Below are 15,156 nucleotides of genomic sequence, written 5' to 3'. Positions count from 1 at the left end.
GGACGCGGGTTCAAGAAGGAAGCGCCTCGTGGGTTCGGGACTCGGGATTCAGGGGGTGGAGCTGGCCGTCACTCAGCACGAGGGCGCGCTCGCACTGGCCGAGCAGCTCCGGCTGGTGGGTGATGAGGAGCAGGGTCCAGGGGGCATCGGGCGCCAGCAGGGTCTGGAGCACGCGGCTCCGGGTGCGCATGTCGAGCGTGTCCAGCACCTCGTCGAGGATGAGCAGGCGAGGACGGAGCGCGAGCGCGCGTGCCAGATGCACCAGCACCACCTGTCCCGAGGACAGGGGCAGGCCCCCCGTGGTGAGGGGCGTGTGGAGTCCGTCCGGCAGCTGGGCGAGCACGTCCCCCAGGCCCACCGACTCGAGCACCTGACGCACCTGGCTCAGGGTCAAGGTGGGCTGTCCCATCCGGACGTTGTCCACGAGCGTGCCGGCGAAGATCTCCGGCGCCTTGACGAGCGCCACGTCCCGGCGAAGCGTGGCGAGTGACAGGTCGCGCGTGTCGCTGCCGTTGAGCAGGATGCGGCCACGCGTGGGCAGGCGCAGGCCGTAGAGCAGGTCCACCAGGGTGCTCTTGCCCCCGGCGGTGTCGCCCGTGAGGGCCACCTTCTGCCCGGCCCGCACCTCGAGGCTGACGCCGCGCAGCACGGGCGCGTCCTCGCGGTAGTGGAACCTCACGTCGCGCAGCTCCAGGCTCGCGGGCTCGGACGCGGGCGGATGGCTCTCCCCGGTGGCCTGCTCCAGGGGAAGATCCACGAGCTGGCCCAGCTTGTCCGAGGCCGCCAGCAGATCGTAATAGGCCTCCAGGTGCTTGCCGAACTTGGCGAAGGCGGCCAGGACCGCGGTGACGATCAGCTCGGCGGCGACGAGCTGGCCCAGGGACAGCTGCCGGTCGATGACGAGCCAGCCGCCCAGGCCCAGCAGCAGCGCGCTCGCCACCGCCTGCAGGCCCAGGGCGCCCAGCACCTGCCGGAACAGGTACTTGAAGTGCTTGCGCCGAAGGCCCAGCCAGTCGCGGGCGAGCGTGTCGGCGCGCTCCAGGGCATGGGCCGCCGCGCCGTGCTGGCGGAAGGTGATGGGGTGGCGCACCAGCTCCTGGAGCCAGGCGGCCACGGCGTACTTGGCCTTGGACTCCTTGAGCCCCGCCGCGGCCGCCGAGCGTCCGTAGCCGAAGAGGATGCCCGCCACCGACAGCAGGAGGAAGAAGTCGAAGGCCAGCAGCAGCGGATGGTAGAACGCCAGCATCAGCAGGCCGATGCCCGTCTGGAGCACCACCGATAGACCCTCGAGCAACAGGGTGGCGCTGGCCTTCTGGATGGTGACGACGTCGAAGAAGCGGTTGACGAGCTCGGGGCCATGCGCCCGGTCCATCGCCCGCGCGTGAACCCGGGGCAGCCGGTGGCTCAGGTCGCTGACCACGCGGATGAACAGGCGCTGCTGGAGCAGCTCCACCACCCAGTACTGCATGGCGCGCAGACCTCCGGCGAACACCAGTCCACCGAGCAGCAGGATGCTCAGCACCACCAGCGGCTGGAGCAGTGCGCCGAACGCCACGGTGTTGACCAGGGACTGGACGGCGATGGGCGTGGTCAGCGCGAAGAGCCCGACGCCCACCGCGTAGACGAGCACCGCCCGGAGATCCGCCGCCTCCAGTCGCACCAGTTCGCGCACCCGGGCGAAGGGCGAGGGCGTCTGGTTCTCCTCACCCCGTAGGGCCTGGAGGGACTCCGACTCCTCGGCAATCACCCAGGTGAGCGGCGCCGGACCCCAGGCGGCGAGCAGGGAGGAGAGCTCCCGGTGCTCCAGCCAGGCCTGTCCTTCGGACCGCAGGTTGGTGCGCACGTGCACCTTGTCCGTCTCCCACTCGTCGATGAGGAGCCACCGGGCCCCCTGCTCCGAGAAGGACACCGTGGCGAGTGGCCCCTGGTGGCCCCCCTCGCGGAGGACCTCCTCGAGGGGTCGGCGCAGGAGCGTCAGCGTGAGGCCAAGCGCGAGGCCCGCGTGCTGGAGATGCCGGCTCCACGTGTCCGCGAGGGGCCCGGGGTCGTGTCTCCCGGCATCCTGGAGTGCTCCGCGCACGGTGCCGTGTCCGGGCTCGAGCCCCGTGGTGTGGGCGAGCTCGGTGAGGACGGCCTCAAGCACTTCGGCGGCGGACGCGGAGGGGCCCTGGCCGGCTGGCATGGGGGACTCGCCTGGGGTGGGCGTGGTCGTGGCGGAGAAAGTCTGGTCAGACATGAGAAGGGAGGGCCCGTGGAACGCTTGTCATGAAAGGGGTTGTCCGGATTGGCGAAGGATAGTGGCGATTCCTGTGCAGGAAAGTCAGATAATTCGACGCGGTTCCTTCGGAAAAACCGAAGGATGGCCGTCTGGAGGGTGCGGTTCCTGGAGGCGAGGGGGGCTCCCACGGCGCAGCGCCTGCCCGCCGAGCAGGTCGGCAGGAGTCTTGTCACTCGGGGTGATGCCGGATGCGCTCCCCGTCCTGTGATGCGGCTCATCCAAAACAAGCGAAGGGCGTCACATCGCGAAAAAGGGCCAGGTGCGAGTCTGCTTTTCACCGAGGCGCTCCCCGGCGACTCGATAGACATTGGAACCTCGGGCGCCAATGACTGCAACGGTCATGGCACGCATGTCGCCGGGACGGCCGGTGGCTCTCAGTGGGGAGTGGCGAAGAATGTCCGGTTGCACGCGGTGCGCGTGCTCGGCTGCGATGGCAAGGGCTCCACGTCGGGCGTCATCGCGGGCGTGGACTGGGTGACGGCCAACCACGTGAAGCCCGCGGTGGCCAACATGAGCCTGGGTGGAGATGCCAGCCGAACTGGCACGACAACTACCTCTGTGTGCCCAACGACAGCCCGCTGCAGCTGGTCTGGTCGGGGAGTGGCCCGATCAGCGGAAAGGTCTGCGTCCAGTGGTTCGAGGCCGAGGATCCCCACACCTGGAACGACAACTATCTCTGTTACTGAGGGGGGCGCCCCGCGGTGGGTCCAGGGCCCAGCTCTACCTGGCCCTGGACTGTGCCGCTCCTGAGGGTTGACGGTGCGCGGCTCGCTCAGGCTCGCTCAGTTGATGTAGTAGCGGGCCATGAAGTTCAGGCGCGCCATGTTGCCCTTCTCCCCGACGAGCGTCCGGCGTTCGGCCAGGCTCGCCTCGAGCCCCAGGTCGACGTTCTTCATCGGCGTGAAGATGGGGCCGAAGTTGATCTGCTGGACGAAGCGGTTGATGCCGAAGCGGCCCCCGTCGAGCCCGTTCGTCGCGGCGAGCTCGGTGAAATCATCCTCAAGGTGGCGCGACATGCCGTAGACCACGTTGAAGCGCAGCCAGTCGGTGGGCTTGAACTGATAGCCGACGAGGACGCCGATGGCCTTCTCGAGCCGGATCCGGTTGGCTTCCGTCTCGTAGAGGGCGCCCTCGGAGTAGTTGAGGTAGCGCCCGATGCCCTTACCCCCTGTCACGCCGAAGGTGAGAATGTCGCTGCCGCGGACCTTCACGAGCCCGCTGACCGCGGCGCCCCAACCGCGCCGGATCGCGTCCACCTCCTCGCCATCATTGACGCGGAGCTCCTGCGTCACGGCGCGCGCGCTCAGCGCACCCCACTGGAAGCCCTTGTCCCAGCGCACGACGAGGTCGGGCAGGCGCGACAGGCTCGAGGCCATCACGGTGCCATCCGCATCGAGCACATAGCTCGACGAGTTCTCGAGCGCGGCGGTGAAGGTGCCCAACGACTGGGTGACGTAGGCGTAGCGGATCTGCGGTTGGCGGATGATGGTCGCGCCCACGGGGCCGTTGAAGTCCACGGTCTCGGGGTAGTTGTCGATGTCCATGAAGGTGGACCAGGTCTGCCCGATGAGCAGTCCGCCGAACTGACCGTACGCATGACGCAGGCGGAAGCCGTAGCTGCTCGTCAACTGCTGCGTGATGACGTTCCGGGGAGAGCCGTACTGCGCGGTGTCGCCGGTGCGTGGCTCGTTGTTGAAGTCACCTTCGATCTTCACCCCGAGGACACCAAAGCGGGTGGGCATGCCCGCCTCGAGCCCCACCCGTGACGTGCGGGCGTGGACGAAGTCACGGTTCTTGCGGTTGCCCCCGGGCGTGCCCTCGAGCGGCACGTACGGGGAGAACGTCGCGTAGTCGATGTCGGAGTTGTCGCCCTGGAAGTCGTGAATCCAGTTCAGCTCCGCCCAGCCGTAGAACCGCATCGAGATGTCCGTGCCGGGCACGCGGAAGGAGCCGGGGATGTCACCCGCGACGACCGCGTCCTCTTGTTTCACCTCGATGACATCGAGCCGCTCCTCCGCGGTGGAGGCGCTGGCCTCGGGCCGTGCCGCCTTGAGGGCGTCCAATTCCTCGCGAAGCCGCTTCAACTCCGCGCGCAGATCCTCGACGTCCGAGGGCCGCGGGTCTTGCTGTGCCTGCTCGGCGGCTGGGGCGGCGGAGCCCAGGAGCAGGACCGCGGTGGAGAGTCCTCCGAACGTCCGACGCATCCTCATCACTTTCATCTCCTCGGAGCCAATACGACTGCGCTGTCTGCGTTGTTAGTGCGCGAGCTGTCCCAGGAAGCCCCGGATCCGCTCGTTCTGCTGTCTGTCGAAGAACTCGTCGGGAGGAGCCTCCTGAAGCAGGCTGCCCTGATCGAAGAACAGGATCCGATCACCGACGTCACGGGCGAAACGCATCTCGTGCGTGACGACGATCATCGTCATGCCCGAGCGGGCGATGTCCTTCATCACGTCCAGCACCTCGTTGATCATCTCGGGATCGAGGGCGCTGGTCGGCTCGTCGAAGAGCAGGATTTTCGGCTGCATCGCCAACGAGCGCGCGATGGCCACACGCTGCTGCTGACCGCCCGAGAGCTGGTGCGGGTATTTGTTCGCGTGCTCCTTCAGGCCCACGCGGTCGAGCAGCTCGAGCGCCGCGCGCTGGGCGTCCTGGCGTGGCGTCTTGCGGACGCGGCGGGGCGCGAGCGTGATGTTCTCGAGCACGGTGAGATGCGGGAACAGATTGAACTGCTGGAACACCATTCCCACCTCGCGGCGGATCGCATCGAGGTTCTTCACGCTGTCATTCAGCTCGATGCCATTCACCACGATTCGCCCGGAGTCGTGCTTCTCGAGCCGGTTGAGCGTGCGCAGGAACGTCGACTTCCCGGAGCCGGAGGCACCGATGATGACCGCGACCTCGCCCGCGTTGAAGCGGGTGGAGACATCGCGCAGGACATGCGCGGCGCCGAAGTGTTTGTTCACGCCCTCCACGGTGATGAGCGGTGTTTGTCGCGAGGCGGTGGGGGGGGGCTGGTCGAGCGGCATGTTCATGCGTGGGCCTCAGGACCGCTGCTCGACGTCGAGCCGCTGTTCGATGGCACCCGAGATCTGCGTCAGCACGGTCGTGAGGAAGAGGTAGATGCACGCCGTCGCGATGAACACCGGCACGGGCTGGAACGTGGCGGCCTGCACCCGGTTGCCGATGTTGGACAGCTCGACGACGCCGATGACGTACGCCAGCGAGGAGTCCTTGAGCAGCGCCACCAGGTTGTTCACCAGGGGCGGCAGCGCGATCTTGAAGCTCTGCGGGAACACGATGTGGAGGAAGGTCTGCGCGGGCGACAGGCCCAGGGACCGGGCCGCCTCGGTCTGCCCCTTGGGAACCGCGAGGATGCCGGCCCGGAGCGCCTCGGCGTTATAGGCTCCCACGTTCACCGCGAGCGCCGCGGCCGCCGAGTTGAAGTCCGAGAGCTGGACTCCAGGGAGGATCATCGGCAGGGCGAGGAACACGAACAGCACCTGCACGAGCAGAGGTGTGCCGCGGATCACCCAGATGTAGAGCCCGGCCACCCAACGCAGCGGAGGGAAGGGCGCCAGCTTCGCCAGGGCGGCGAGCACGCCGAGCACGACGCCGACCAGCCCGGCGACGAGCGTCAGCTGCACGGTGACGCGTGCGCCTTCCGCGAACTCCTGAGCGGCGGGGCCGATGGGCTCGGGCACCAGTGCGAGGGGAATGGCGAGCAGCCACAGGAAGGCCACCAGGACGACGAGCGCCAGGGCAATGGTGGCGCTGCTGCGCTGCTGGCGCGTCCAGGCCTGGGGCCAGACGGAGAGAAGACCGTTCATTCAGGCGTCCGGCGCGGAGTGATGTCGTCGAGGCGAGCGCTCACCGGCAGCGGATGTCTTCGTTGAAGTACTTCTTGGAGATCGCCTCGTACGTGCCGTCGGCCATGACTTCCTGGAGGGCCTTGTTGATGGCCTCCGCGAGCGAGGTGTTTCCCTTCTTCACCGCGGGGGCGATGTGCTCGATGAACACGAAGTCGCCAATCGTCAGGCCCGCGGAGGGGGCCGCCTCCAAGGCGGCCTTGGCGACGAACTTGTCCGTCACCCACGCATCCACGCGACCACTGACGAGCGCGGTGCGCGCGTCGGTATCCTTCGGGAAGTTCTTCACGTCCTTCACCTTGGCGAGCTTCTGGACGTTCTCCAGATAGGTGGTGCCCGTCTGCACCGCCACCACCTTGTCGGCGAGATCCTCCGACTTCCGGATGGCCGGGTTCTTCGTGACGATCACCCCGCCCGAACAGTAGTGGGGATTGGTGAAGGTGACGGCCTTGGCACGCACGGGAGTGACGCCAAACGACGCGATCACCACATCCCAGCGATCCTGGCGCAGGCCGGCGAGGAGCGCATCGAACGCCAGGGCGCGCCACTCGATCTGCACCCCCATCTTCTTGGCCATCGCCTCCGCGAGATCGATCTCGAATCCCGTGAGCTTCGGGCCCTGGAAGAAGTTGAAGGGAGGGAAACCGCCCTCGGAGGCGACGATGATCTTGCCGTCCTTCTTGATCTCCTCGAACGTCCGAGCCTCGACAAGGGTGGTTACGAGGCACAACGTCAGGGCGACCAGTTGGCTCAGCAATTTCATGTGAACAACCCCTCCTCGGATGCAGGCGCGCGGAGACTATTGCACCCACCCCGCTCGAAACAAGGCTGACGATCAGAACTTCTCGCCGCGAAGTGCGGGCCCGGGAGTGCTCCTTCGCCGCCAGGCCGCCGGGGTCGAGCCCAGGAACGCCAGCACCTGGCGCCCGAGCCTGCCCTGATTCCGTGGCTCTTCCGCACCTGCCCACGAATACGCACCTCCGGAGGCGTCCCAGCAGGCCGTGCTCGCGTGCCCGCCCATGCGCTCGATGGAGTGAGTACCTGAAGTGCGTGAAGGGCCTTCATCCAAGGTCCTGAGCCGCGGAGCGAGCGCGGCCTGCTTTGTCAGCCTCCGCTTCTTACTCACTCCGTGCCCTCCCCAGGGGGGACGTCCTGACGGGAAATCAGGGTGTACTCGCCTGATCGGAAGGCAAAGACACGGACCTCGTGGAACGGTTCGATCTCATTGAGGGTGTCTTTGTCGAGGTGATCCCTGTCGTCTTGAGCCTTCAGGCGAGACCCTCGCGTGGTCACGACGAGTTCGGGCAGCGAGTGCTCGGGGTCCGGAACGAACTTCCACTCGGAAGTGTAGCCATGGCAATCGCTCGCATTTTCATCCTGCTCGTCCCCCGGGCAGAAACCCCCCTCGGTCTCCGGAATGGTGCCCACCACGTCGGGGCCCTCCTGTCCCTCCAGGTCGGAGATCAGGACGAGCCCGGAGGACCACTCGCGAGCGGTGCTACCGGGCTCGGTCAGGACGGCGATGAACCCTCTCTCTTCGACCCCTTGCAAGGAGAACTCCGGTGCCTCGCGAAACATGGTCATGACCCGGTTGGCGCGCTCCAGCCGCCATCCGTCCTCCGTCTTGGGCATCTTCTCTTGCTCGCCCACGCGGTAGGCCGCCCTCCACTTGGATCCGTGCTCCGTCTGGAGAAGGCGACCATCGATCAATTGATACCAGCCGTTGTCATAAAACTGCTTGAGCCGTTCCCGCTCCGCACCCGAAGGCGCCCACCGGGACTTGCCAGTCGCCGGGTCGAAGCTCCCATACAGCGCGACCATGGCCTTTTCGGGAAGGAACTCCCCGCTCAACGCAGGCCCCATTCCCGCCGCACCCCCGCCGCGCGGCTCGCGATGAGCCGAATACTTCTCCGGCTGGGAAGAATAGAGGGCCTCCCCCCAGGGACGCGGGAACATCCTTCACCTCCGGTATCTCGGAGTGAACGATCCACTCACCATCCGGACATCATCGCCGTGACGACGTGCTGGCATACTTCAACGGAGGTCAGGCCAGCCCCGCAGCACCCACGCTGGACGGAAGGACGTGTCGATGCGCTTGCACACCTGGAGTGCGCTGCTGTTGCTGCTCACCGCCTGCGCGAGCACGCCCGCCCCGCGGTCGAGGCCACGGCCCCACTCCTTCGCGTCGGCTCCCACTTCGGGTCCGCGCATCCAGTTCGTCTCCGCTCCGATGGAGCCGGCACCGGAACGGTCGCGGATTGGAAAGGCGGACCTGGACAAGGCCAGGGCGCTGCTTTCTCGGGCCCGCGAGGACCTGGAGCCCCGTCAGTGGGAATCGTTGGACCGCAAGCTCGCCGCGGCGGAACGGGCCTTCGAGCGCTTCTCCCGCGCCGCGAGGACGAGCGGGCAAGCCACTGAGGTGGCGAGGGGCTTCGAGGGCCGTGTCCAAGCTGGACGCGCGAGCGAAATCCCTTTGGCGCTCTCCAGGGTAGGCCCGGTGCTCGTGGCCCTCGTCCTGCTCTGGCCCTCCAACACCGCCGGGCAGGAGTCCGACAGCCGCCCGCCCTGGGTCGACGCTCAACTGGAGTTTGAGGCACGGCTGCGGGACGTCTCGGAGGCCTCGCGGCAGCTCATGGCGGAGCTTGCGGCCCAGCCTCGTCCGGCGAAAGCACCGGCCCGGGAGCCCTTGCCGCAGAAGCAGCCCGCGTCCGCCCTCGTGGAGGAAGACGACCCGAGATGCAAGCCCATCCCATTGCCGCGCCACTTCGGCGGGCATGCCCCGCACAACAAATGCGCCGACAGGATTCCTCACAACAGCTTCCCCGGCGGGGATGTGTATGTGAATGGGAAGAACTTCGATGCGCTGCAGTTGGCCACGCGTACGTTGTGGGAAGTCAAGACTGATGATTTCAACATACACTCGTCTCATTCCCAGAGGTTCTTTGCCAAAATGAAGCTGCCGGAAATACAGCGCGAGAAAAGACTCGCAGAAGCATGTGGGTACAACTTTGCCGTTGGTGTTCGGAGCGCCGCACACAAGGCCGCGCTGCTTGAGCTAGACCCTGAACTCACAATCGTTATCATGGATTGGTGTTGAATGACAGCCACACCAAGCTCCCTTACCCTTGCCGTTTACGCGCCTGCGCTCGTGGGCGACGATGGGCGCCCGCTTGCCATAGTTCATGGTATGGAGCGCGCACTGCCCGGTTTGCGGCTGGCGTGGACCCTTTCTGACAAGGGAAGCTTCATTGCATTGACTCACCGCGATGAATGGGTTGCGGCAGACAGGACAGACGGTGGATTTCCATTCCTTTGCAACGATGACGAAAGCCGCCCCGTGACGCTGACCGGATGGGAAAACCCAAGCGGTCTTGCCATGGGGAGTCCGCCGCGCTTTGAAGTCCATGCGTCGCTCCCACTGGACGCAGCCGGCGTCGCAGCGGCAGCGGATGTGCTGGAGGCTATAGGGGAGGGCGCGCGCGCGGTTTGGGGGCATGCGTCGCCAAACGGCCATGGTCAGATAGTGGCGCAGCAGTTTCGCCGCCCAGGTGATGAGCCGCATGTTCCACCCCATGGATTGCCCTCGCTCAAACTTCCACGGTACAACCCTACGCCTGAGATTCCCCATTACCTCGGGTGGCTGAACTACTGGTCGGCCGCAGCCGCAGAAGCCCTCGGGTTCCCGGACCCGGCCCGCGACGCGGAGTTGCTTTCACGCGCCCGGCGCACCGCGACGGGTGCGTGGGTTGTCAGGCTCACCGATGAGCCGCTCGATCTGGATGACCCCGCCCACTTGGACGCGCTCAAACGGGCCTACGAGCGCTTCCCGGAGATCGGCGGGCGGTCTGTCTCTTGAGCCCGGCACCATTTGGAATGGGCGTGTCGGCCCTCGCGCGCCTTGTGCTCGCTTCAGCTCAGGGCTCGATGGACTGTGCCGGCTTGCCTTCCCGGTCCCGGTCCTTCGAGATGGGCAGATAGCACTTGCCCTTGTACTCGGCCTGGACGTCCTTCAGACAGGGCGGACGTCTTTCCACCGTGAACCAGCATCCCCCGTTGATCTCCACCTCATCGAGTTCGGGATAGCAGGGCGCGGTCGATTGATTCCGGAAGGGTTTGCTGGGCATGGGATAAGCGATGGCCCCCTTGCCCGGGCGAGTCGAACCGCCCAGCGTCGACACATCAGGCGATGGGAGTTCCCCGGTCTCCAGGGTGGATGATGCGTGCTCCGGGCCGATGGAACCTCGCTCGGAGCAAAGCCAGACACCGAGCCCCAGCGACAGCAGGACGAGGGCCGCGAGCGCCAGTCCACGTCCGAAGCGCGGCTCCCGGGCCGTCGGAGGCGGAGCCGAGGGCATCGCGTGCGGTCTGGGCCTGGAGGCGACATGGGCTCGCACCTGGGGATCGTCCTCCACACGAGTGATCGCCGCGGTGGTCAGGACGAGGAGGTTGGCCACATCCGAGAGATCGGGTGGGGCGGCAGCCTCCTCCACCTTCACGGACACGGTGGACCACCTCGGGTCGAAGGCGAGCTGGACCCGCAGGGGACCCTCGGGCTGCCAGTTCACGTTGGCACCAGGCTGCAACAGGAGCACCGGCGCCCCCGTTCCTTCCTGCCAGGCCTCGTAGAGCCGCCCCAGGCCCGGTCCCAGCTCCTCATGACTCGCGCCGAGGTAGAACGAGCCCAACCTGTCCCGCGTCCAGTGCTTCTCTTCCGCCATGTGTCGCTCCTTTTCCGCGTACGCAAGCGGAGTTGACCTCTGAAGTCAACTGTCCCGAGGATTCCTGTCGGGTTCGCTTCATCCCGAGCGGGCGCGCAGCCGCGCCACGTGGGCGGCGATCTCCCTCAGGGACTCCAGGTGCGCGGGGGTCCAACTCGTGGGCGCGCTGGCCGGGTGCAACTCCGTGTCGTGCTCGTCGCCCAGTCCCGTCGTGCGGGAGGCGCGCACCCGCGTCATGATCTGCTCGCGCAGCTCACTGGGGGCTTCGACTCCCTCGATCAGTCCGACATGGCTGGATTGCTCCAGCTGTTGGCGAGGGCCGCTGCCTCCACCACCGGCCGTCTCGATCACCAGATCCGAGAAGCCGAAGAGCCGCTGGAACGGGCCCTGGGTGATCTTCACGTTCTGGACGTTCTCGAAGGTGATGGTGGTCTCGTGGATCGTCCACACGCCGCGCCGGATGCGCAGGGAGCGGTCCGACAGGACGTACCAGGTGGTGTCGTAGCCCAGGTGGATGGAGACGTAGCTGGCGAGGCTCGTGCCAAGGATGACGAGGAACACGGGCACGAGCACCGCCACCGCCAGGAGCGGGCGGGTGATGAGGATGACGAGGCCCGCGGCGGAGAGCGGGAGCAGCGTGGCGAGCACGCCAATCCAGAAGCCCACCGTGCGGTAGCGCAGCCAGCCATCGCACGGACGCATCGTCAGGATCTGGCTTCCGGGAAGGGATGGCGGCTGGCGCGGCACGTGGAACAGCTCCGTCAACACGGCCCAGACGCCCTGGTACACCCACGCGGAGGCTTGTCTCGTGAGCGGCGCTTTCATGAGGAAGAATCCTCCCGGGACGAGGGGGAGCCGGCGATGACCGCCAGGTCCGCCGCGATGCGCCGCAGCAGGACCAGGGCTTCATCCGAGGGCGCCGTGGGCGCACCCGCGAGGGCGGGCGGGGTGGCGGACTCGGCGAGTCCCCGGGCGCCGCGCATCTTCGTGTAGAGGAAGTCGCGCAGCTGCTCGAACTCGAGGATGCCCTCGATCTGCATCTCGGGGGTCGCGCTGCCGCTGGCGGTCTGGATGCTGACGGTGGCCAGCCCCATCCAGCGCTGGAGGAGGTTGCGGGTGACGTGGATGTCCTGGATGCGCCGGTAGGTGAGGTGGATCTCCCGCCGGAACAGGATGCCCCAGCTCATCGACACCCCGTCCTCGCCGAACGCGTACTTGAGCGTCTCGTACCGGAAGAAGCTCACGAGCCAGGCGATGGGAAAGGCCACCAGCGCGGCCAGCGACACGAGGGTGTAGTAGCGCAGCAGCACGGGGGCGGGCCGGGTGAGGCCGCGCGGATCAAACGGAGGAGGGGCGGTTGGTGCCATCGTCCGGCAATCGTACCCCTCCTCGGGAGCTGGTGCGCCCGCACCGGTTTCGTGGACACACAGCGCATAAGGCACGGTTCCCCTGTCGCGTCCCCCTTCTCAGGGGCGGGTGTGCGTGGCGAGCCACTGTTCCGTCCGGGCCTTCTCGGGATGGTCGAGCCGCTGCCAGTAGGAGTGGGCCTCGGTGGCCAGCTCCCGGGCGCGCGTGGAGGTGGTGTCGAGCATCCAGAGCGTCTGGGCCAGCTCGAATTGAACCTCGGCGCGGGTGGTCTCCTGGGCCCTCGTCAGGGCCTGCTCGAGCAGGGGGAGGGACTCGGAGGCGCGGCCCTGGAGCCGTCGCATCCGCCCCAGGCCGAGCAGGGATTCGGCGATGCTGGGGTGTTCGGCGCCCAGGACCTTTTCCTTCAGCGCCAGCGCCTCTCGCTGCCGCGCTTCCGCTTCCGGGTAGCGTCCCAGGTCCGCCAGCACGGTGCCCAGCAGGGTCAGGGGCTCGGTGCGGAAGGGATGCTCGGGCCCCAGTTGCTTGTCGATGAGGGCCAGGGCCCGCTCCAGGGGGACGAGTGCCTCCTCGAGCCGGTCCAGTTTCCAGAGCACCATGCCCCGGCTGACGAGGGCATGGACCAGGTAGGGGTGCTCGGGGCCCAGCACGTCCTCCCAGAGCTCCTGGGCTCCCACGATGTGCTTCAGGGCCTCCGCATAGGCGCCTTGTTGGAACAGGGCGAAGCCGAGGTTGCTGTGGTAGCCCGCCACGTAGGGGTGGCGCGGCCCGCGCACCTGCTGACACAGCGCGAGCGCGCGCTCGAAGCAGGACCGGGCTTCGTCGTGGCGGCCCACGCCGTTCCACCACGTGCCCAGGGCGTTGAGGGCCTCGGCGCGGGCCAGGGCGTTCTCGGTGCGCGAGGCGACCGCGGAGGTGATCAGCGCCAGTTCGCGCGCCTCCGGGTAGCGGCCCTGCCGGTTGCCCACCAGCAACGTGAGCAGACCCCAGGTCTGGGCGTGTAGCGCGTCGTCCCGGCCCTCGGCGGCCAGGGGGATGGCCTCGCGGACATGGGCCTCGGCGCGCTTGAACTCCCCGGCGCCCTCGAGGTTCTGGGCGAGCTGGAACAGGGCCCGCGCGCGCAGCGGGGGATAGGGCACCTCGGCCACCCGGGGCAGCAGCGCCTCGCCGAACGTGATGCCCTCGGCGTACTTGCCCGACTCGTAGAGGGCCTCCAGCTTGTCCACCTCGTGCTGAAGGGACTCGGCCTGGACGCGCACCTGGGGAGCCTCCGGGGGCGGCACGGCGGCCGTGAGCACCCGGGCGTCCGCGCAGTACTCGAGCGGGGGCAGGCCCTGGGCGGCCTCCACGGCGCGGGGCAGCAGCTCCGCGTCCGGGCCCCGGCCGAGCAACCCGGTGAGCGCGCGCAACCGGCCGCGTGCCCGCTCCAGGCAGTACTCCTTGAGCACCGCCAGGCTTCGCGGCTCTCCGGCCTGGTCGCGAGCCTCCTCGCACGCCTCGGTGCTCATCCGCGTCCAGGTGCGGGTGTAGTCCTCCAGCGTCTGGAACACACGGTCGGCGGTGGCGGGCGCGTAGTCCAGCCGAGTGCCTTCCAAGGCCCGCCGCACCTGCTGCCGCACGGAGTCGTCCCACACGCCCGCGAGCTCGCGCTCCAGGTGGGCGCACTCCGGCCCCTCGTCGCGCTGCTGCATCCATCCCCCGGCGGCCAGCGCCGCCAGTCCCAGTCCGGCCGAGAACCGGACGAGCCGGCTCATCCGCTCGCGGCGCCGGACGTCGGGGTCATCCGACAGGGCCTCGAGCAGGGCGGACATGGAGGCGGGGCGCTGGAGGGGATCGACGGACAGGCCCTGGAGGACGGAGCGCATCACCCAGGCGGGCAGGTGGGCGGGAGGGGGGTTGATGCGCCCCTCGAAGCGGGCCCGGGTGCGCTCGACGTCCGTGTCCCCCACGAAGACGGGCCGGTCGCAGAGTGCTTCGTAGAGCGACACGCAGAAGGAGAACACATCGCCGCGCGCGTCGGCCGGGGCGCCGCGCAGGACTTCGGGGGCGAGGAAGCGGGGGGTGCCCACGACATAGCCGGCGAGGGTGAGCTCGGAGTCCCAGCAGGCCCCCGGCCGCGCGGGGGCGGGTGGGGGAGTCAGGGGGGCTTCGGCGAGGGGCCGGGTGCGCGCCACGCCGAAGTCTGTCACGCGCACGCGTCCGTCGCGGCCGACGAGCACGTTGTCGGGTTTGAAGTCGCGGTGGATGAGGCCGGCCTCGTGGGCGGCGGCCAGTCCGCGTCCCGCGGCGAGGAAGGGCTTCAGCACCTCACGCCAGGGGCGGGGCCGCTCCTGCATCCACTGGCGCAGCGTCTGCCCCTCCACGTACTCCATGGCGATGAAGAACGAGCCATCCTCCAGGCGGCCCGAGTCGTAGACGGCCACCACGTTGGGGTGGTTGAGGCGGGCCATGGCCTGCGCCTCGCGCACCATGCGCAGCTCCGAGCGGGCATCGTCATCCGGCTCGGAGCGGGTGCGCAGCAGCTTGAGGGCGACGCGCCGGTCGAGCTGGGCGTCATAGGCGGCGAGGACGACGCTCATGCCGCCCTCGCCGAGCGGCTCCAGCACGGTGTAGCGCCCGGCCAGCGTCGTGCCCGAGGCGGGCACCTCGCGGGGGACGGACGCGGGCCGCTCCTCGGACACCGTCATTGTCTTTTCGGAGGACTCGAAGGCGCCTTCCTCCTCCGCTGGCCACTCCGTGTCGCTCATCCCACTGCTCCCAGCGTTACCGGATATTCACGTAAAAACGGGAACGCATCCGATACGCTGGAGAAGCCGAGGACAAGGGTGGGGAGCGCCTCCGGTCTCCCGGAGAGAAGGCTCTGTCACCAAGAGAACAATGGCCTCGGAATGGCAGCAGAAGCCGGGGCCCGTCACACGCTTCACTGTGT

The 15,156-nt window shown here is 67.9% G+C and carries 14 protein-coding genes; 3 read left to right on the top strand and 11 right to left on the bottom strand.

Annotation, left to right across the window (positions count from 1 at the left end; all coding sequences use genetic code 11):
* Positions 1-10: 10 nt before the first annotated feature.
* A complete protein-coding gene (locus F0U63_RS32895) occupies positions 11-2,236 on the bottom strand; it encodes a peptidase domain-containing ABC transporter (RefSeq protein WP_395836049.1) in 2,226 nt (741 codons plus the stop codon).
* A 123-nt stretch (positions 2,237-2,359) separates the two neighbouring features.
* Between F0U63_RS32895 and F0U63_RS32890 the strand changes: the two genes are divergently transcribed.
* Positions 2,360-3,028: a S8 family serine peptidase gene (locus tag F0U63_RS32890; RefSeq protein ID WP_395836047.1), complete on the top strand. Its 669-nt coding sequence runs from the start codon at positions 2,360-2,362 to the stop codon at positions 3,026-3,028.
* Positions 3,029-3,060: 32 nt separating this feature from the next.
* On the opposite strand, the gene F0U63_RS32885 is transcribed toward F0U63_RS32890, so the two are convergent.
* The 6 genes from F0U63_RS32885 to F0U63_RS32860 all read right to left on the bottom strand — a co-directional run bounded on the left by F0U63_RS32885 (position 3,061) and on the right by F0U63_RS32860 (position 8,355).
* Positions 3,061-4,488, bottom strand: a complete 1,428-nt coding sequence (locus tag F0U63_RS32885; RefSeq protein ID WP_395836045.1) for a DcaP family trimeric outer membrane transporter — start codon at positions 4,486-4,488, stop codon at positions 3,061-3,063.
* A gap of 45 nt (positions 4,489-4,533) precedes the next feature.
* Positions 4,534-5,304: an amino acid ABC transporter ATP-binding protein gene (locus tag F0U63_RS32880; RefSeq protein WP_395848466.1), complete on the bottom strand. Its 771-nt coding sequence runs from the start codon at positions 5,302-5,304 to the stop codon at positions 4,534-4,536.
* A 15-nt stretch (positions 5,305-5,319) separates the two neighbouring features.
* Positions 5,320-6,105 carry an amino acid ABC transporter permease gene (locus tag F0U63_RS32875; RefSeq protein WP_395836043.1) on the bottom strand — a complete coding sequence of 262 codons (786 nt, stop codon included), beginning with the start codon at positions 6,103-6,105 and terminating at the stop codon, positions 5,320-5,322.
* Between the two features lie 40 nt (positions 6,106-6,145).
* On the bottom strand, positions 6,146-6,907 hold the full coding sequence (locus F0U63_RS32870) for an ABC transporter substrate-binding protein (RefSeq protein ID WP_395836041.1): 762 nt from the start codon (positions 6,905-6,907) through the stop codon (positions 6,146-6,148).
* A gap of 359 nt (positions 6,908-7,266) precedes the next feature.
* A complete protein-coding gene (locus tag F0U63_RS32865; protein WP_395836039.1) occupies positions 7,267-8,100 on the bottom strand; it encodes a hypothetical protein in 834 nt (277 codons plus the stop codon).
* A 78-nt stretch (positions 8,101-8,178) separates the two neighbouring features.
* Positions 8,179-8,355 carry a hypothetical protein gene (locus tag F0U63_RS32860; protein WP_395836037.1) on the bottom strand — a complete coding sequence of 59 codons (177 nt, stop codon included), beginning with the start codon at positions 8,353-8,355 and terminating at the stop codon, positions 8,179-8,181.
* 127 nt (positions 8,356-8,482) lie between these two features.
* Here F0U63_RS32860 and F0U63_RS32855 point away from each other — a divergent pair, with 127 nt between their 5' ends.
* Both F0U63_RS32855 and F0U63_RS32850 read left to right on the top strand, forming a co-directional pair.
* Positions 8,483-9,241, top strand: coding sequence for a DUF6310 domain-containing protein (locus tag F0U63_RS32855; protein ID WP_395836035.1), 759 nt, complete (start codon positions 8,483-8,485; stop codon positions 9,239-9,241).
* Entirely contained in the window at positions 9,242-10,000 is a 759-nt protein-coding gene (locus tag F0U63_RS32850) for a DUF5953 family protein (protein ID WP_395836033.1), read from the top strand. It begins immediately after the preceding gene.
* A gap of 58 nt (positions 10,001-10,058) precedes the next feature.
* On the opposite strand, the gene F0U63_RS32845 is transcribed toward F0U63_RS32850, so the two are convergent.
* From F0U63_RS32845 to F0U63_RS32830, 4 genes are all read right to left on the bottom strand, one after another.
* The gene (locus tag F0U63_RS32845) at positions 10,059-10,862 is read right to left on the bottom strand and encodes a hypothetical protein (RefSeq protein WP_395836031.1); all 804 of its coding nucleotides are present in this window, start codon (positions 10,860-10,862) and stop codon (positions 10,059-10,061) included.
* A 78-nt stretch (positions 10,863-10,940) separates the two neighbouring features.
* Positions 10,941-11,687 carry a PH domain-containing protein gene (locus F0U63_RS32840; protein WP_395836029.1) on the bottom strand — a complete coding sequence of 249 codons (747 nt, stop codon included), beginning with the start codon at positions 11,685-11,687 and terminating at the stop codon, positions 10,941-10,943.
* Positions 11,684-12,229: a PH domain-containing protein gene (locus F0U63_RS32835; protein WP_395836027.1), complete on the bottom strand. Its 546-nt coding sequence runs from the start codon at positions 12,227-12,229 to the stop codon at positions 11,684-11,686. The genes F0U63_RS32840 and F0U63_RS32835 overlap by 4 nt, the downstream gene beginning before the upstream one ends.
* 99 nt (positions 12,230-12,328) lie before the next feature.
* Entirely contained in the window at positions 12,329-14,974 is a 2,646-nt protein-coding gene (locus tag F0U63_RS32830) for a tetratricopeptide repeat protein (RefSeq protein ID WP_395836025.1), read from the bottom strand.
* Positions 14,975-15,156: the final 182 nt, after the last annotated feature.

Origin of the sequence: Cystobacter fuscus (assembly GCF_044360685.1) — a bacterium.
Lineage (GTDB): Bacteria > Myxococcota > Myxococcia > Myxococcales > Myxococcaceae > Cystobacter > Cystobacter fuscus_C.
The sequence above is the reverse complement of the archived record's forward strand: the minus strand, read 5'-3'. Positions and strand labels throughout refer to the sequence as shown.